Consider the following 16,922-nt stretch of genomic DNA (forward strand, 5'->3'; position numbering starts at 1 on the left):
TTAGTCTGATCATCAGACGATTGGCGCGAAGCAGAACAAAGACGCGGTACAGCAAAAAAAACGCTCCCATATGAGAGCGTTTTTTGTTTTATGAGAATATGACCGACCCTATTGACACAAGCAGCGCGGTCAGCAGGCCTGAAACCCCGATAGCAAGGCCGCTCATCGCGCCTTCGGTCTCGCCCAGCTCAATTGCGCGTGAGGTGCCGACCGCGTGCGCCGCTGTGCCGATGGAAAGACCCATCTGCACTGGGTCGCGCACTCCGATCAGCTTGAGGAACGGCGGCAACAGGATCGCGCCGACGATGCCGGTGAATACGATGGCGATAGCGGTGACCGGCGCGAGGCCTCCCAACATTTCACTAAGCGCAACCCCGATCGGCGTGGTCACCGATTTGGGGACAAGCGAACGCATGGTAATATCAGAAAGCCCAAACAGGCGGGAAAAACCGATGACGCTGGCGATCGATACCGCTGATCCGACAAACGCACCGGCCAATATGGGGATCCAATTGGCTTTCAACACATCCAACTTGCGGTAGATCGGCACGGCGAGCGCGACGGTAGCGGGTGTCAGGAAGAACGAGAGAAGCGAACCAGCCCGGTCGTAGGTCTCGAAAGAGGTCCCGCTTGCAACCAGCAACACGCCTACGATCAATGAAGCGATAAGCAGGGGATTTAGGAGCGGGGAATTGGTTTTCTGCTGACACCACTGGCCGAAGGCGTAAGCCGCGATGGAAACGCCCAGCCAGAGAGCGGGCATGGAGAGCAGTTCAGTCATGATTGGACGCCTCCTTACCGCCGCGGCGCTGGCGTTTGAAAATCACATGCACGGTCAGCGCGGTCGCGGCGGCGGTGCACAGCGTGGTAAGCACGCAAACAGCAATGATCGCCGCGATTTCGCTTTGGATATCCGCAAAAATCTCAAGCACGCCCAGACAAGCGGGCAGAAATAAGAACGCCATGTTTTGCAGCAGGAAGTCGGCCGTGCGCTCGACGTGCGATAGGCGGATTACGCCGCATACCAGACAGAGCAGAAGCAGCGCCATCCCCAGCACATTGCCGGGCAGGCGGCGCTGTAGCAGGATAGACAGCGCCTCGCCCGCAATACAGCAGGCGAGCAAAACGCCGAGTTGCTTTAGGTAGTTCAATGTGATTCTTCTTCCTTTGTATAATCCGCGGTCAGCGCAGAAAGCAGTGTTTGATAGATCTGCTCGGCACCCGATTTGAAGGTGCGTTCGAGCATGGAGGCCTGCGCGCGGCTGACGACGTTCATTTCAATGGCGAACACCTGATCCATGTCCATACGTACGGTCAGGTCGTTTTCGGCGCGCTGCTCGACGCTGGTGTGGATCGCGGCATCCCGCCGGATCTGCCGGACGACGCGGATCGCTGAGCGCTGCGCGGCCTCGCGCACCGGGAACGGGATCTGCTTTTCAAACACGCGCACGGTCTCGCGGCCCTTTTCGGTGATGCTGTAAGTGGGTTCTTCGCCGTCCTGGTGCTCCTCGATGTGCCCGGTCGGCACCATCTCGTAAAACGCCTCGCTCAGCTCGAAATAGCCGAAGCCCTCGTCGCACCAGGTGATGAGATCGACGATGGCCGAAAAATCGACCGGGAAGGGAAGCAGATCCATTGCGAACAGCACCAGGAACTTGATATCCTCTTTGGAACGGATAAAGCCGTAGCGCACCATATTAACGCCTCCTTTTCATCATTTTGCACTAGTCAGTATATCTTAATTCAGCATAAAATACAAGACGAACATTTGTGCGATTTTTGTTGCAAATGCCCTTGAAGAAATGATACCGGTGCAGTATAATGAAGAAGTCGTATTTTATCTAAAAGAGGAGTATTTTATGCCCGATTTCACGCTGCGCACCGCGGAAGAGGCCGACGCGCCCGCGATGCTCGCGCTGTATGCGCCTTATGTGACGGATACCACTGTGTCGTCGGAATACGAGCCGCCGTCGCTTTCGGAGTTTGTCGGACGGATGCGCACCTACGGCGAAAAGCTGCCGTGGCTGGTGTGCACCTATGGGGACGAGGTGGTCGGCTACGGCTACGCCTCGCCGCACCGGAGGCGCGCAGCCTACCAGTGGTCGTGCGAAACGTCGATCTATGTCGCGCGGGATTTCCACCGCCGCGGCATCGCGGGCGCGCTGTATAACGCGCTGTTTGAATTGCTTGCGATGCAGGGATACTATAATATCTTTGTCGGCATCACCTCGCCGAATGAAACCTCGATGAAATTTCACAAGGCAATGGGCTTTGTCATCTCGGGCGCCTATCAGGACAGTATGTATAAATTCGGCAAGTGGCGCGATGTGCTCTGGATGGCCAAAAGCCTGCGTCCGCACGAGGGCGAGCCGCAGCCGACCGTGCCGTTCCCCGCGCTGCGGGAAAGCCCTGTGGTATCGCGGGTGCTGCGGCAGGCTGGGCAACACATCCGCGGCTGACTGGAACGGAGAGGAGGCCGCAGATGGCAGGACTGCATGACAACCATCGGGAACGTGTGTTCAAGAAATTCGAGGAGTATGGGCTGGATGCGTTTGAGGATTACCAAGCGCTGGAGCTGCTGCTGTTTTATTCAATCCCCCGCAAGGATACCAACGAGACCGCGCACCGGCTGAAAAACACGTTCGGCTCGCTATCCGGCGTGTTTGATGCGTCCTACGAGGCGCTTTTGCAGGTGGAAGGCGTGGGCGGCCGCACCGCGGCGCTGGTCTGCCTGCTTAGGGAGCTTGCGGCGCGCGTTGAAAAAGACCGGGCGCGCGTGCAGCAGAACAGCATTCGGCTGACCACGCCTGAACTAATCGGCGCCTATTTTGTGCCGCAGTTCACGGGCGCGGCCGAAGAACGCCTGCTCGCGGCTTATCTTGACAATGCGGGACGTGTGCTTCGCTGCACAACTGTGGGCGTGGGCAATGTCAACCGGGTCTCGCTCAACATGCGCGGCATTTTGGAATCCGCGTGCCTGCTCAAGGCGGCGGGCGTCGCGCTTGCGCATAACCATCCGGGCGGCGACGTTTCGCCGTCCGCCGAGGATATCGAATTGACCAAGCGGGTAGCTGATGGGCTTCGGCTGGCGGATATCCAGCTGGTCGAGCATGTGATCGTCGCGGGAGACCGGTTTAACCCAATCGGGAAGCTGTGTTGCGGAAGGAGGAACTACTAACGGATGCCGGAATTTCAGATTGTCAGTGAATATAAAATGGCGGGAGATCAGCCTGAAGCGGTAAAAAAACTAGTGCAGGGCATCGAAAACGGGCTGACCGAGCAGACGCTGCTGGGCGTGACTGGTTCGGGCAAGACTTTTACCATGGCCAACATCATCGAGCAGACCCAGCGGCCGACGCTGGTGCTCGCGCATAATAAAACGCTTGCCGCCCAGCTCTGTACCGAGTTGCGGGAGTTTTTTCCGAATAACGCAGTCGAGTATTTTGTCTCCTATTATGACTATTACCAGCCCGAGGCCTACATTGCCTCGACGGACACTTATATAGAGAAGGACTCGTCCATCAACGACGAGATCGACCGCCTGCGCCACTCCGCGACTTCGGCATTGTCCGAGCGGCGGGATGTCATCATCGTGTCCTCGGTGTCGTGCATTTATTCGCTGGGCGACCCGATCGACTATAAAAGCATGGTCATTTCGCTGCGTCCGGGCATGGAAATGAGCCGGGATCATCTGCTGCGCCGCTTGATCGACATCCAGTACGAGCGGAACGATATCGCGTTCGAGCGCAACCGTTTCCGCGTGCGCGGGGACACGGTTGAGATTTGGCCGGTTTACTCGGACGAGGACGTTGTGCGCATCGAGTTTTTCGGGGACGAGATCGACCGTATCAGCCGCATCAACCCGCTGACCGGCGCTGCGCTGGCAGAGCTGGGGCACACTGCGATCTTCCCGGCCAGCCATTATGTCACCCCCAAGGACAAGCTGCAAGTGGCAATCAAGGATCTCGAGCGGGAGCTGGACGAGCGTGTCAAATATTTTGAATCGCAGGGCAAGCTGGTCGAGGCACAGCGCATCGGCCAGCGCACGCGGTATGATCTGGAGATGCTGCAGGAGATCGGCTTTTGCAGCGGCATTGAAAACTATTCACGCGTGCTGTCCGGCCGCGAAGCGGGAAGCGCTCCCTATACGCTGATCGACTATTTCCCTAAGGATTTCCTGCTGATCGTGGACGAGAGCCACGTCACGCTGCCGCAGGTGCGCGCCATGTACCATGGCGACCGCGCGCGAAAGGAGAGCCTTGTGGAAAACGGCTTCCGCCTGCCGTCCGCCTATGACAACCGCCCACTGAATTTCGATGAGTTCAACGGACGGCTTAACCAGATCGTCTATGTGTCGGCCACGCCCGGAGAATATGAGCTGTCGCGGTCCGGACAAGTGGTCGAGCAAGTCATTCGGCCGACCGGGCTGCTCGATCCCGAGGTCGTCATCCGCCCGGTCGACGGTCAGATCGATGACCTGATCGGTGAGATCAACACGCGCGCGGGCAGAGGTGAGCGCGTGCTGGTAACCACGCTGACCAAAAAAATGGCGGAAGACCTGACCTCTTATCTGGAAAATGTGGGCATCAAGGTGCGCTATATGCATCACGATGTTAAGACCATCGAGCGTATGGAGCTGGTGCGCGATCTGCGCCTCGGCGTGTTTGACGTGCTGGTCGGCATCAACCTGCTGCGCGAGGGGCTCGATCTGCCTGAGGTTTCGCTCGTCGCGATCTTGGACGCGGACAAGGAGGGCTTTTTGCGCAGCGAAACGTCGCTCGTACAGACCATTGGCCGCGCCGCGCGAAATGAAAAGGGTTTGGTCATCTTGTATGCCGATAAAGTCACGCCCTCAATGCGCCGCGCGATGGACGAGACCGCCCGCCGCCGCACGCTGCAGGACGCATTTAATCAGGCGCATGGCATCACGCCGCGCTCGGTGCACAAAAAGGTGAGCGAGGTGCTGGAGATCTCTTCGGTGCCGAGCAGCAACAAGCGCAGAAATAAGGCGGAGAAACAGGAAGAGATCGCGCGCCTGTCCAAGCAGATGCGCGAGGCGGCCAAAATGCTCGAATTTGAGATCGCCGCCGAGCTACGCGACCGCATCAAGGCGCTGGAGGCAGGCGGATGAAGGCCTATTTTATTGTGTCGGTTCAAATTTCCGAGCAGGATAAACGGCCGCTGTACGAGGAATATATCCAGCTTGTGCGGCCGATTGTCGAGTCCCACGGCGGCGTTTATCTGGTGCGCACGGAAAACATGGAATACAGCCCGGGCGCATGGAGGCCGGACCGCCTGATCGTGATCGAATTCCCTGACAGAGCCTCACTGGATCGTTGCTTTGCTTCGGAGGAATACCGGGCGGTGGCCGGGCTGCGCATCCAGTCGGTTGAGGCCAGCGCGGTCATTGTGGAAGGCGAATAGAAAATCAAGCAAAGGAAAGATAAGGATATCAACATGCACGAATTTATACACGTCAAAGGTGCGCGCGAGCACAACCTGAAAAATATCGATATCAAGATCCCGCGCGATAAGCTGACCGTGCTGACCGGCTTGTCCGGTTCGGGCAAATCGTCGCTGGCGTTCGACACGATCTACGCCGAGGGGCAGAGGCGGTATGTCGAATCGCTTTCCAGCTACGCGCGGATGTTTCTGGGGCAGATGGAAAAGCCCGACGTCGATTATATCGACGGGCTGTCCCCGGCCATTTCGATTGACCAGAAGACGACCTCGAAAAACCCGCGATCGACCGTCGGAACGGTTACGGAAATCTACGATTATATGCGCCTGTTGTGGGCGCGCATCGGCACGCCGCATTGCCCGAAGTGCGGCAAGGAGATCCACCAGCAGACGATCGACCAGATTATTGACCGTTTGATGACGCTGCCTGAAAAGACGCGCGTACAAGTGCTCGCGCCGGTGATCCGCGGCAAAAAGGGCGAGCATTCCAAGGTGCTTGAGGACGCGCGCAAGGCGGGCTACGTCCGCGTTCGCGTGGACGGGGAGACGCGCGACCTTTCTGAGGAGATCAAGCTGGCTAAAACGCATAAACACAATATCGAGATCGTGGTAGACCGCATTTCGATAAAGCCTGATGTGCGTGCGCGCCTGAACGATTCAGTGGAGACCGCGGCCGCGCTGTCTGGCGGACTGGTGATCGCAGACGTTATCGGCGGCGAACCCATTTTGTTTTCTCAGAACTATGCGTGCGAGGACTGCGGCATCTCGATCGAAGAACTGACGCCGCGCAGCTTTTCCTTTAATAATCCCTACGGCGCATGTCCGACCTGCACCGGCCTCGGCATGAAGATGCGCGTCGACCCGGATCGTATCCTGCCGAACCGCAAGCTGTCGCTCAAGGGCGGCGCGGTTCGTGCCTCGGGCTGGGCGGGCTGTGAACCGGGCACGATCGCATATATGTATTACACCGCGCTTGCAAAGCGTCATGGTTTTACGCTGGACACGCCAGTCGAAGAGATGAGCGAAGATGCGGTGCGCGAACTGCTGTACGGAACGGGGAAGGACGTGCTCGAGCTGTCGGTCAGCCGGGTATCGGGCGGCGTGATGAAACAGCCGTTCGAGGGTTTAGTCAACAATCTGGAGCGGCGATATAAGGAGACCTCGAGCGATTATTCGCGGCAGGAGATCGAGGACTGCATGAGCGAGATCCCTTGTCCGGACTGCGGCGGCCGCCGACTCAAGCCCGAGGTGCTCGCCGTTACCATTGGCGGGCTAAATATCGCGGAATTTGCTGAAAAATCGGTGGTCAAGGCGATGGAGTTTCTGCATACGCTTGAGCTGACCGAGATGCAGCATAAAATCGGCGACCGGGTCATCAAGGAAATCATGGATCGTCTGGGTTTCTTGCAGTCCGTCGGCCTGGAATACCTGACGCTGTCGCGCGCTTCCGGCACACTGTCAGGCGGCGAAAGCCAGCGCATCCGGCTGGCTACGCAGATTGGGTCTTCGCTGATGGGCGTTTTGTATATCTTGGACGAACCTTCTATCGGTCTGCACCAGCGCGACAACGACAAGCTGCTCGCGACGCTGGGACGCCTTCGCGATTTGGGCAATACGCTGATTGTCGTTGAGCATGACGAGGATACCATGTACGCGGCCGACCATATCATCGACATCGGCCCCGGCGCGGGGCGAAACGGCGGCGAGGTCGTGTTTGAAGGCACGGTGGAAGAGATCGTGAAAGATGAGCGGTCTATCACCGGGCAATACCTTTCCGGACGCAAATTTATTCCGGTTCCCGCCGTGCGCCGTAAGGGTAACGGCAAGAAGCTGACAGTCAAGGGCTGCGCGGTCAATAATCTGAAGCATACGGATTTCACTATTCCGCTCGGCACGCTGACCTGCGTGACCGGCGTATCCGGCTCGGGCAAATCCTCATTTGTTAACGAGATTTTGTACAAAAAGCTCGCGGCCGAGCTGAACGGCGCCAAGACCCGCGCGGGCGCGTATGAGAAAATGACCGGCCTGTCGTATCTGGATAAGGTCATCAATATCAACCAGTCCCCGATCGGGCGTACACCACGCTCCAACCCGGCGACCTATACCGGCGTGTTCAATGATATCCGCGACCTTTTCGCGCAGACGGCAGACGCCAAAACGCGCGGCTACGGGCCGGGACGCTTTTCGTTCAATGTCAAGGGCGGACGCTGCGAGGCCTGCATGGGGGACGGCTTGCTCAAGATCGAAATGCATTTTCTGCCGGATATTTATGTGCCCTGTGACGTGTGCAAGGGCAGGCGCTATAACAAGGAGACTTTGGAGGTTCGCTATAAGGGCAAAAACATTTACGAAGTGCTCGATATGACGGTCGACGAGGCGTGTGAGTTCTTTGAAAATGTTCCCAAGATTTCGCGGCGGATGGAAACGATGCGCGAAGTCGGCCTCGGTTACGTTAAGCTCGGCCAGTCGTCGACGACACTGTCCGGCGGCGAGGCACAGCGCGCCAAGCTGGCGACCGAACTGTCCAAGCGGCCGACAGGTAAAACCATCTATATCCTAGACGAGCCGACTACGGGTCTGCACGTTGCGGATGTGCATAAGCTGGTAAATGTCTTGCAGCAGCTGGTGGAGGCGGGGAACACCGTGGTCGTCATTGAGCACAATTTGGATGTTATCAAGACGGCGGACTATATCCTCGATCTCGGCCCGGAGGGCGGCGACGCTGGCGGCCGGCTGGTGATCGCGGGCACGCCGGAGGAAGTCGCGGCGCATGAGGGTTCTTACACCGGGCAGTATCTGAAGCCTTATCTGGAACGTGGCAAACAGACAGAATAAAATAGACAGAAAACGGGTATTTCCGCCGGAAATGCCCGTTTTTTGCATAGTTCATAAAAGTTGTTGAGGTATTGCCTCTGTTTTGGAATAATAGTGGCAGTTGAAAGACACGAGCCATCCATAAACATTTATAGTGTTTATAACGTCTTTTGTGTTAAAATTAAAGCAGTTTAACAACTTTTAAAATCCGTATTTTCCACTGAGTACACTGAATGTTGTTGTAATTGTGGTCAAAATGTTGGTCAAAAATAGTACGATAAATTGCACTATAAACACACATGCATCTTGAATCAGTAATGGCGATAAAGGCCTATAGAAGCTGCGTATGGTACTATCAAGATAGCCTTAGAATCGCTTAGAACGTCGCTAAGGGACACTAACAGATAAATTCTAGATTCATTAATAACTCCAGAAAAAGCTCTGGCTGCTATTTAAGCAGCCAGAGCTTTTTGCATATAGGGATTTATCGTCATTATAAGAAAAAGAAGATAAAAGGTCACTCTAAAGCGGCGATTGTCTGGCATCCGCACGGCATGACAAGAAAGACGTTTCGCAAAACAGGCATTGACTATTGGCATAAAATCATATATTGTATACAATATAAAAGATATAATCAAAAAGCCTTGAGCGGGAATTGGGGGGAGAGCAGATGTATACGAGACAGGATGTTGCAAAACTGGCGCATGTTTCAGTGGCGACCGTATCAAACGTCTTAAGCGGGAAGAAATATGTGAGCGCACCGCTGCAAAAACGCGTGCATGATGCAATCGAAGCGCTCGAATATCATCCCAATCAGGCTGCGCGCTGCCTTGCGACAAAACAGAGCCGGCATTTAGCGATTATCGTAAATGATATTTGCAATCCCCGCTATGCCGAGGTGACGGAAGCGATGCAAAAGGAGGCGGCTTCCCACGGGTACATTGTTTCTATCGTCGATATCACGCGTTTTGGGATCGGAAACGGGCAGGTTTTTGATTTAATTGCACGAAACGTAGACGGCATTTTTGTGGCCACCTATATTGATGAAATGCGAGCGGATATTGAGCGGGCGATGCAAAGCGGCATCTGTGTGGTTTCAGGGACGAGCGATTTAGGAGCGGTGCTGAAGATTGATTATCAAGCGGCAATCGACGAGATGATTGCGGATTTGGCGGGGCTTGGGCATAGAAGCATTGGTTTTATCAGCTGCTACTCCATACACGAAACACAGCATGACAAATACAAATGCTATTGCCGCGCGCTGCAATCATGCGGCCTGCCGATAAATCCGTCTCTGGTTGTTGATGGCTGCCCGCCGTATCATGCGGATTTGGAAACCGGATATGCCGCGACGCGCGAATTGCTTGCGCGCGGCATAGAACTGACGGCGGTATTTGCGGTGAACGATTTGGCGGCGATTGGAGCATGCCGTGCCATTCGGGAAGCGGGGCTTCGCATCCCACAGGATATCTCCGTGGTGGGATGCGACGATATCGCTTTTTCACAATATACGGAACCAAAGCTGTCCACTATCCATGTGCCCAAGGCAGAGATGGGCAGAAGAGCCGTACGCATGCTGAATTGCCAGCTGAACGGAGGCTCGTGTGAAAAAGTCTGCATGCCGTCCGGCTATGTGAGAAGGCAGACGGTGGCGTCCGCCAATGCGGGGTAAGCGGAATTGTGCGCGGCAAGAAGAAAGCGGTTCAGTCCGGAGGGGCTGAGCCGCTTTTTTGCGCCAATTTGTGAAACAAGGGATAGCGATTGCGGTCCGGTAAAAACAGGCCCGGCACAGGAAAAGGAAAAATATAGAAAATAAATACGGATTAAAATTGATAAAATACGCGCGTAACTTTAAAAAGGACGGAGATAGCTGACGAAAACATACAAATTTTCGCTTCATATTTGGTCAAATAATAAAAAATTTTTTATTGCGATAAAAATTATTGACTTATAAGACTGGTGTGGTAGACTGTATACAATTAAAGAGTAATAATCATAAAATAAAAAACGGAATTATATAAAGGGGTGAAGGCATGCCTCATAAAAAGGTGCTCGAATATATTCCGATGGTCAAGTTTCTGGCACATATTCTGGGAGAGCATTGCGAGATCGTACTGCACGATCTGCAAAATAAAGACAGTTCAATTTTGGCGATTGAAAACGGCTATTTAAGCGGCCGTTCCGTCGGCGGCGCGGCAACGGATTTTATCCTGCAAACCGTGCATACGGAAAGCTACAAAAATCGTGATTTTGAAAGCCGCTACATCGCAAAAACCTACAATAAGACCTTTTTATCGTCCAGTTACTTCATTAAGGATGACAAAGGCGAAATTGTCGGAACCTTATGTGTGAATATCGACAGCATGCCGTTTCAAAATGCCGTTGAGCTGCTGAATCAGTTTTTGCCGAAGCAGAGCAGCGGCAGAAACGAACCGGTGGAGCAGCTTTTGGGAGACACGAAGGAAATCGTACAAGCGATGGTCGAGCAAGTGGCGGGCCAGCTGCGGGTGCCGCGCGAGCGTATGTCCGTGCAGGAAAAAATGGCGGTGGTGAAGGAATTATCCGAGCGCGGCGCCTTTCAGTTACGCGGTGCTACTGGGGAAATCAGCAACGCGCTCGGCGTGTCGGAGCCAACCGTGTACCGCTATTTGAATAAAGTGAGATAGTCCGAAAAACGGATCATCATAATAATTTCTAGGAGGATGAAAAAATGAAAAGAAAGACAAGAATTGGTGCGTTATTGACGGTTTTAGTCCTGATGACGGCGCTGGTATCCGGTTGCGGCGGCGGTGCGGGAGAAAGCGGCGCCGGCGGTTCGGCGGAGGGCAATATAAAAATCGGCTTTTTCGCGCCGCTGACAGGCAATATGATGCAGTACGGCGTATCATTCCAAAATGCGATTGATATGAAGGTGGAGGACATCAACGCACAGGGCGGTATTGACGGCCGGAAGATTGAAATTGTGCCGTTTGACGATAAGGGAGATCCCAAGGAAGCAGTTAACATTGCAAATAAAATTACGTCCGATCCGGATATCAAGGTGGCGATCGGTTCGTTTTCCTCGTCGTGTTCCATGGCGGCGGCGCCGGTGTTTGAACAGGCCGGTATCCTGCATTTGGGGCCGACTGCCTCCCATCCGGATTTCGTAACCATGGGGGATAAGGCCTTTACCATCGCTATGACCATGAAATTTGAAGCGGCGGCGGACGCGAATTATGCCTATCAGAAAACCGGCGGCAAGGATATGGCCATCATTTACTTAAACAGCGATTACGGCGTGTCCCATGCGAGCGTGCTCAAGGAACAGTACGAGGCGAACGGCGGCAAGGTCGTAGCATATGAGGAATTCATTCCCGGCCAGACCAAGGATTTTACGCCGCTCATCACCAAGGTGAAGCAGAGCAACCCCGGCTCGCTTTTTGTCATTGCGGATTACTCGGACGGTGCGAATATTTTCAAGCAGGCGCAGAAGCTGGATTTGAAATGCGATCTGATCGGCCCCGGCATGCTGATCAAGGATGAGTTTATCGACGTTGTCGGCGACGCGGCGGAGGGGCTGCTGATGCTTTCAACGCTGCCGATCTATTCCGAGGACGACCGCGAAAACAAGGACTCCAATAAAGCTGCCTTTGTTTCCGAGTATCAGGACAAGTACGGTGTAATTCCGGACGGTTTCCCGGCAAACGCCTATGACTGCATTACGCTGCTCACCAACATGATCGCGGAGGTTGGCTACGATACGGATGCGCTGGCCGAGCAGTTCCGCCAGCTTGGCCGGTATGAGGGCGTTTCCGGCAACATCACGATTGATCCGGAGACAAAGGAAGTAAAGCGCGACCTGATGGTCTACACCATTCAGGACGGGAAATATGTGATCGACGAGGTCGTTCCTGCTTCATAAGCAGGTCTGCGCATACCAATGTCATGCGCGGTGAATCCGTAAGGGAGGGAAAATATGTTTTTTCAACAGGTCGTCAACGGTTTGACCATAGGCAGCATGTATGCGTTGGTTGCGATTGGCTATACAATGGTATTCGGCGTTTTAAAGCTGGTCAATTTCTCACATGGCTCCGTGTTTATGGTGGGCGCATACTTGACCCTACAGCTCAGTATCGCGCTCGGCGGACACTTCTTTTTGGCGGCGGCGCTCAGCCTGCTGCTGACCGGCGTGCTTGGCGTGGCGATTGACCGCTGCGCGCTGCGCCGTCTGCGCGAAAAGAAAGCGGATCGCATTACCGCGCTGATTTCCACGCTGGGCGTCGCCACAATTTTGGACAATGGCGTGATGATCGCGTTCGGCTCGGAGACTAAGGCGTTTCCGAATGTGCTGCAGCTGGGTAAATTTACGATCGGCGGCACCGTCGTCAGTTGGGTGCAGATCATTATTCTGCTTTTGGCGCTGGTGCTGATGGGAGCGATGAGCATTGTCGTTTACCGCACCAAAATGGGACGCGCCATGCGCGCCACCTCGCAGAATGCGGACGCCGCGAAGCTAATGGGCATCAATGTAAATTATGTCGTGGCGTTCACGTTTTTTGTGGGCTCGCTGCTGGCCTCGGTCGCCGGCACGATGTACGGCATGTATTACGAGGCGATCGACCCGCTGATGGGCTCGGTCATCAGCATGAAAACCTTCGCCTGCGTGGTGCTGGGCGGCGTCGGCGTGCTGCCGGGCGCTATGCTGGGCGGGCTGCTGATCGGCGTGGTCGAAGCGGTTGGTGCGAGCTACATCAGCTCGGGATACCGGGACGCGATTGCGTTTGCAATTCTGATTTTGGTGCTCGTGCTTCGCCCGCAGGGCATCCTTGGCAAAAAAGTTGCCGATAAGATTTAAGGAGGGGAGAGAATATGATGAATACCATTTATGCGCTCATGGCGAAAAAGCAAAAGCTGATTCAGCTGGTGCTTTTGGCCGCCGCAATCGTGTTTCCGCTGGCGGTTAAAAACCCATATGCAATCCGCTTGGCTATTTTGTCGGGTATCTTCGTGATTCTGTCCCTGAGCCTCAATCTGCTCACCGGCTTCGCGGGTCAAATTTCGCTGGGACATATCGCATTCTACGGGATTGGCGCGTACACCGCTGCGATCCTTTCCAAAAATTTCGGCGTGAATTTTATTCTGTGCATGCTGGCGGCCATGGTGACCGCAGGGCTGTTCGGTTTTCTGCTGGGTCTGCCTACCTTGAAGCTGGGGGGTTACTATTTGGCCATTGTCACGCTCGGTTTTTCGGAAATTGTCCGTTTGGTGGAAATCAACTGGATGGAATTGACAAATGGGCCGTTGGGTATCAACGGCATTCCGAAGCCGGCGCTGTTTGGACTGAAATTATCCTCGCCGTCCGCCTATTACTTTATTTGCCTGCTTTTGGTGGTGCTGACGTTGGTGGTTATCCGCAATATCCTCAACTCCAGAATCGGCTATGCGCTGGGCACCGTCCGCGGGGACGATAACGCGGCGAAATTTATGGGGGTTAATGTATTTCGATATAAAATTTTGGCCTTTGTCATTTCGGCTGCGTTCGCCGGTTTGGCGGGCGCGTTCTTTGCACAGTACGTTACCTTTATCGACCCGACCAGCTTTGCGTCCGATCAATCGACGCTGATTTTGATTATGATAATCTTCGGCGGCATCGGCTCGCTGCCCGGCAGCATCATTGGCGCGGTCGTGCTGACGCTGGTGCCCGAGCTGTTGCGCGATCTGATGGAATACCGCATGCTGATTTACGGCGTGGTGCTGGTATTTATGATGCTGGTACGGCCTGAAGGTCTGCTGGGAAAGATAAACTTTAAGCATATACGGCAGCAGGCCTCGGTCGGACGGCTGGGCGCCGCAAAACTTGGGAAGGACGGGGATGCCGCATGAGCGAGACGATATTGCAAACACAGGATGTGGTGCAGCGCTTCGGCGGTCTGACCGCAGTCAACCGGGTTAGCATGAAGATCGAGAAAAACCAGATCGTCGGCTTGATCGGCCCCAACGGCGCCGGGAAAACGACTTTTTTCAACGTGATCACGGGCGTCAACACGCCGACGGAAGGAAGCGTTGCGTTTAAGGGGCGGATGATAACGGGACTTCCGGCCCATCAAATTGTGGAGCATGGGATTGCGCGCACCTTTCAAAACATCCGTCTGTTTAAGAATATGACCGCACAGGAAAACGTCATCGCGGGCATGCATTCCAGAACGAAATCAACGCTGCTTGACTGCATTTTTCGAACCCCGCGCCACAGAAAAGAGACGAGGGAGTGCGAGGCGCGGGCGGATGAGCTGCTGCGGCTGGTCGGTCTGTATGAATACCGCTTTGATTTGGCGACCAGCCTGCCGTACGGACACCAGCGGCGTTTGGAAATTGCCCGCGCACTGGCCAGCGATCCGGTATTGCTGCTGCTCGACGAACCGGCGGCCGGTATGAACGAGCAGGAGACGGCGGAGCTTCTTTCGTTCATCTGCCAAATTCGGGACATGGGATACACGATCCTGCTGATCGAGCACGATATGAAATTGGTGATGAGCGTTTGCGAAAATATTTACGTGCTCGACCACGGAGAGCTGATCGCGCAGGGCGAACCCGAGCAAATCAAGAACGACGCGCGCGTCATCGAAGCATATCTTGGAAAGGAGGCTTGAGCATGGCGTTTCTCAAAATTGAAAACCTGCACGTCCATTATGGCGCGATCCACGCACTGAAAGGAATCAGCTTGGAAGTCAATCAGGGTGAAATCGTCACGCTGATCGGCTCTAACGGCGCGGGTAAAACGACGACGATGTACACGGCTGCGGGTATACTCAAGCCGTCCGCCGGTAAAATCATTTTCGAGGACGAAGATATCACAAAGCTGGACGCGCCGCATATTGTCCAGCGTGGAATTTGCCTGTCTCCGGAGGGCAGACAGGTGTTTCCTGAGCTCACCGTTAAGGAAAATTTGGATTTGGGCGCGTTTTTACGCACCTCCCGCGAGCGGGACGAAACGCTGGAGGTGGTATACGAGCTGTTTCCGCGCATTAAGGAGCGCATGCATCAGGCGGCGGGCACGCTGTCGGGCGGGGAGCAGCAAATGCTTGCGGTTGGCCGCGCGCTGATGGGCAAGCCCAAGCTGCTGATGCTGGACGAGCCATCGCTCGGTCTGGCGCCGATCATCATTCAGGAGATTTTCAACCTGATCGTGCGGATCAATAAATTGGGAACCACCATTTTACTTGTCGAACAGAACGCAAAAATGGCGCTGCGCATATCGAGCCGCGGGTACGTACTGGAAACCGGTAAAATCGTGCTCAGCGATCGGGCGGATGCTTTGCTGACAAGCGAAAAGGTTCGCGCCGCGTATTTGGGAGGTTAAACGGTGGAAACATTGACGAATCAAGAGCGTTTCCTCAAAATCATGGAAAAAGAAATGGTTCCCGCGGTTGGCTGCACGGAACCGATAGCCGTTTGCTATACGGCGGCTGTCGCGCGGAAGCATGCGCCCGACAAGGTGAAAAAGGTGCGCTGCCGCGCCAGCGTCAATATTATTAAAAACGTGGCTTCGGTCACGATTCCCGGAACGCACGGCAGAAACGGCATGAAACTGGCCTGCGCGCTTGGCGTTGCAAAGCCCGATGTGGATCGCAAGCTGGAAATCCTCGACGGCTTGACGGAGGAACAGCTTCAAACGGCTGTTTCTCTGGTGGAGGAGGGGCTGGTCGAGGTGGAAATGGCTGACGTGAAGTGCGCGCTCTACATTGAAGTCGAGATCGAGACGGAGCTGCACAAGGTCAGGACGATCACGCAGTATGCGCATGTAAACACCACGCTGCTTGAAGTAGACGGAAAACTTGAGCATACGTTAAACGAGGGGGAGCGGACGGAGCAGACGGACGAGCTCTATCAGGCGCTGAATTTAAAGACAATTTTGGATTTTTCCAATACGGTTCCCATGAAAGATTTGTCCATTGTGCAAAACGCCATCAAAACGAATACGGCAATTGCAAAGGATGGCCTTGCGCGGGAGTATGGCTTGCAGGTTGGGAAAACGCTTTCCGAATCGGTGGACAAGCTGATGCTGTCGAACGATTTGGCGACCTATGCGATGATGCTGGCGTCCGCAGGGTCGGACGCCAGAATGGCGGGAAGCTCGCTGCCGGCCTATTCCAACTCGGGTTCCGGCAATCAAGGAATCACGGCGACCATGCCCGTCGCCGCCGCGGCGGAGAAGCTGAACGCCACGGAAGAGCAGACCGTCCGCGCCTGCGCGATCAGCAATTTGACGGCTATTTTCATTAAGCATAAGCTGGGAAAGCTTTCCTCGGTATGCGGCGCGATTGTCGCGGCGACAGGAGCCGCCTGCGGAATCGTCTATTTGATGGGCGGAAAATTGCCGGAAACGGTCAGCGCGGTCAAAAACATGCTGGGAAACGTGGCGGGAATGTTTTGCGACGGCGCGAAGGCAAGCTGCGCGCTGAAGGTATCCACCTGCGCCAACGCGGCGGTGCAGGCGGCGATTCTAGCGATGAACACGCATTATATCAAGGGAACCGACGGCATTGTCGGCAATACGGCGGATGAAACCGTGGCAAATTACTGCCGCATTTTGTCGGAAGGCGTACCGGAACTTGATAAAACGCTTTTGGATATAATCATCAGCAAGGAATAAGAACGAAGGCGGCGGGCGC

General features: G+C 54.9%; 16 protein-coding genes. 13 read left to right on the forward strand and 3 right to left on the reverse strand.

Going from position 1 to position 16,922, the window contains the following annotated elements; genetic code table 11:
* Positions 1-88: 88 nt before the first annotated feature.
* From SO058_RS02545 to SO058_RS02555, 3 genes are read right to left on the reverse strand one after another with little or no spacing between them, the layout of a single operon-like run.
* Entirely contained in the window at positions 89-781 is a 693-nt protein-coding gene (locus SO058_RS02545; RefSeq protein WP_320841424.1) for an LrgB family protein, read from the reverse strand.
* Positions 774-1,151: a CidA/LrgA family protein gene (locus SO058_RS02550; RefSeq protein WP_320841425.1), complete on the reverse strand. Its 378-nt coding sequence runs from the start codon at positions 1,149-1,151 to the stop codon at positions 774-776. Before SO058_RS02550 ends, SO058_RS02545 begins: the two co-directional genes overlap by 8 nt.
* The gene (locus SO058_RS02555; protein WP_320841426.1) at positions 1,148-1,696 is read right to left on the reverse strand and encodes a DUF4364 family protein; all 549 of its coding nucleotides are present in this window, start codon (positions 1,694-1,696) and stop codon (positions 1,148-1,150) included. Before SO058_RS02555 ends, SO058_RS02550 begins: the two co-directional genes overlap by 4 nt.
* 163 nt (positions 1,697-1,859) lie before the next feature.
* Between SO058_RS02555 and SO058_RS02560 the strand changes: the two genes are divergently transcribed.
* The 13 genes from SO058_RS02560 (at position 1,860) to SO058_RS02620 (ending at position 16,903) form a co-directional block, all read left to right on the forward strand.
* Positions 1,860-2,459 (forward strand): GNAT family N-acetyltransferase, encoded by a 600-nt coding sequence (locus SO058_RS02560; RefSeq protein ID WP_320841427.1) that lies wholly within the window; start codon positions 1,860-1,862, stop codon positions 2,457-2,459.
* Positions 2,460-2,482: 23 nt separating this feature from the next.
* Entirely contained in the window at positions 2,483-3,178 is a 696-nt protein-coding gene (locus SO058_RS02565) for a JAB domain-containing protein (RefSeq protein ID WP_320841428.1), read from the forward strand.
* 3 nt (positions 3,179-3,181) lie between these two features.
* Positions 3,182-5,131: an excinuclease ABC subunit UvrB gene (gene uvrB / locus SO058_RS02570; RefSeq protein ID WP_320841429.1), complete on the forward strand. Its 1,950-nt coding sequence runs from the start codon at positions 3,182-3,184 to the stop codon at positions 5,129-5,131.
* Positions 5,128-5,424, forward strand: coding sequence for a DUF1330 domain-containing protein (locus tag SO058_RS02575; protein ID WP_320841430.1), 297 nt, complete (start codon positions 5,128-5,130; stop codon positions 5,422-5,424). Before uvrB ends, SO058_RS02575 begins: the two co-directional genes overlap by 4 nt.
* A gap of 33 nt (positions 5,425-5,457) precedes the next feature.
* Entirely contained in the window at positions 5,458-8,295 is a 2,838-nt protein-coding gene (gene uvrA, locus SO058_RS02580; RefSeq protein ID WP_320841431.1) for an excinuclease ABC subunit UvrA, read from the forward strand.
* A gap of 649 nt (positions 8,296-8,944) precedes the next feature.
* Positions 8,945-9,946 (forward strand): LacI family DNA-binding transcriptional regulator, encoded by a 1,002-nt coding sequence (locus SO058_RS02585; protein ID WP_320841432.1) that lies wholly within the window; start codon positions 8,945-8,947, stop codon positions 9,944-9,946.
* 361 nt (positions 9,947-10,307) lie between these two features.
* Positions 10,308-10,940 carry a helix-turn-helix transcriptional regulator gene (locus tag SO058_RS02590; protein ID WP_320841433.1) on the forward strand — a complete coding sequence of 211 codons (633 nt, stop codon included), beginning with the start codon at positions 10,308-10,310 and terminating at the stop codon, positions 10,938-10,940.
* A 44-nt stretch (positions 10,941-10,984) separates the two neighbouring features.
* Positions 10,985-12,175: an ABC transporter substrate-binding protein gene (locus tag SO058_RS02595; protein WP_320841434.1), complete on the forward strand. Its 1,191-nt coding sequence runs from the start codon at positions 10,985-10,987 to the stop codon at positions 12,173-12,175.
* 54 nt (positions 12,176-12,229) lie between these two features.
* On the forward strand, positions 12,230-13,108 hold the full coding sequence (locus SO058_RS02600) for a branched-chain amino acid ABC transporter permease (RefSeq protein ID WP_320841435.1): 879 nt from the start codon (positions 12,230-12,232) through the stop codon (positions 13,106-13,108).
* Positions 13,109-13,122: 14 nt separating this feature from the next.
* Entirely contained in the window at positions 13,123-14,136 is a 1,014-nt protein-coding gene (locus SO058_RS02605) for a branched-chain amino acid ABC transporter permease (RefSeq protein ID WP_320841436.1), read from the forward strand.
* Entirely contained in the window at positions 14,133-14,900 is a 768-nt protein-coding gene (locus tag SO058_RS02610) for an ABC transporter ATP-binding protein (protein WP_320841437.1), read from the forward strand. Before SO058_RS02605 ends, SO058_RS02610 begins: the two co-directional genes overlap by 4 nt.
* A 2-nt stretch (positions 14,901-14,902) precedes the next feature.
* A complete protein-coding gene (locus tag SO058_RS02615; RefSeq protein ID WP_320841438.1) occupies positions 14,903-15,610 on the forward strand; it encodes an ABC transporter ATP-binding protein in 708 nt (235 codons plus the stop codon).
* A gap of 3 nt (positions 15,611-15,613) precedes the next feature.
* Complete coding sequence (locus tag SO058_RS02620; protein ID WP_320841439.1) at positions 15,614-16,903, forward strand: L-cysteine desulfidase family protein; 1,290 nt, start codon at positions 15,614-15,616, stop codon at positions 16,901-16,903.
* Positions 16,904-16,922 lie beyond the last annotated feature (19 nt).

The sequence above is a fragment of the Agathobaculum sp. genome (assembly GCF_034098985.1).
Lineage (GTDB): Bacteria > Bacillota > Clostridia > Oscillospirales > Butyricicoccaceae > Agathobaculum.

What these genes read in the sequence shown, in the direction of transcription:
- SO058_RS02600 (WP_320841435.1), top strand. Translation starts at nt 12,230, where the DNA reads ATGTTTTTTCAACAGGTCGTCAACGGTTTGACCATAGGCAGCATGTAT.
- uvrB (WP_320841429.1), top strand. Translation starts at nt 3,182, where the DNA reads ATGCCGGAATTTCAGATTGTCAGTGAATATAAAATGGCGGGAGATCAG.
- uvrA (WP_320841431.1), top strand. Translation starts at nt 5,458, where the DNA reads ATGCACGAATTTATACACGTCAAAGGTGCGCGCGAGCACAACCTGAAA.
- SO058_RS02590 (WP_320841433.1), top strand. Translation starts at nt 10,308, where the DNA reads ATGCCTCATAAAAAGGTGCTCGAATATATTCCGATGGTCAAGTTTCTG.
- SO058_RS02555 (WP_320841426.1), bottom strand. Translation starts at nt 1,696, where the DNA reads ATGGTGCGCTACGGCTTTATCCGTTCCAAAGAGGATATCAAGTTCCTG.
- SO058_RS02605 (WP_320841436.1), top strand. Translation starts at nt 13,123, where the DNA reads ATGATGAATACCATTTATGCGCTCATGGCGAAAAAGCAAAAGCTGATT.
- SO058_RS02595 (WP_320841434.1), top strand. Translation starts at nt 10,985, where the DNA reads ATGAAAAGAAAGACAAGAATTGGTGCGTTATTGACGGTTTTAGTCCTG.
- SO058_RS02610 (WP_320841437.1), top strand. Translation starts at nt 14,133, where the DNA reads ATGAGCGAGACGATATTGCAAACACAGGATGTGGTGCAGCGCTTCGGC.
- SO058_RS02560 (WP_320841427.1), top strand. Translation starts at nt 1,860, where the DNA reads ATGCCCGATTTCACGCTGCGCACCGCGGAAGAGGCCGACGCGCCCGCG.
- SO058_RS02615 (WP_320841438.1), top strand. Translation starts at nt 14,903, where the DNA reads ATGGCGTTTCTCAAAATTGAAAACCTGCACGTCCATTATGGCGCGATC.
- SO058_RS02565 (WP_320841428.1), top strand. Translation starts at nt 2,483, where the DNA reads ATGGCAGGACTGCATGACAACCATCGGGAACGTGTGTTCAAGAAATTC.
- SO058_RS02545 (WP_320841424.1), bottom strand. Translation starts at nt 781, where the DNA reads ATGACTGAACTGCTCTCCATGCCCGCTCTCTGGCTGGGCGTTTCCATC.
- SO058_RS02575 (WP_320841430.1), top strand. Translation starts at nt 5,128, where the DNA reads ATGAAGGCCTATTTTATTGTGTCGGTTCAAATTTCCGAGCAGGATAAA.
- SO058_RS02585 (WP_320841432.1), top strand. Translation starts at nt 8,945, where the DNA reads ATGTATACGAGACAGGATGTTGCAAAACTGGCGCATGTTTCAGTGGCG.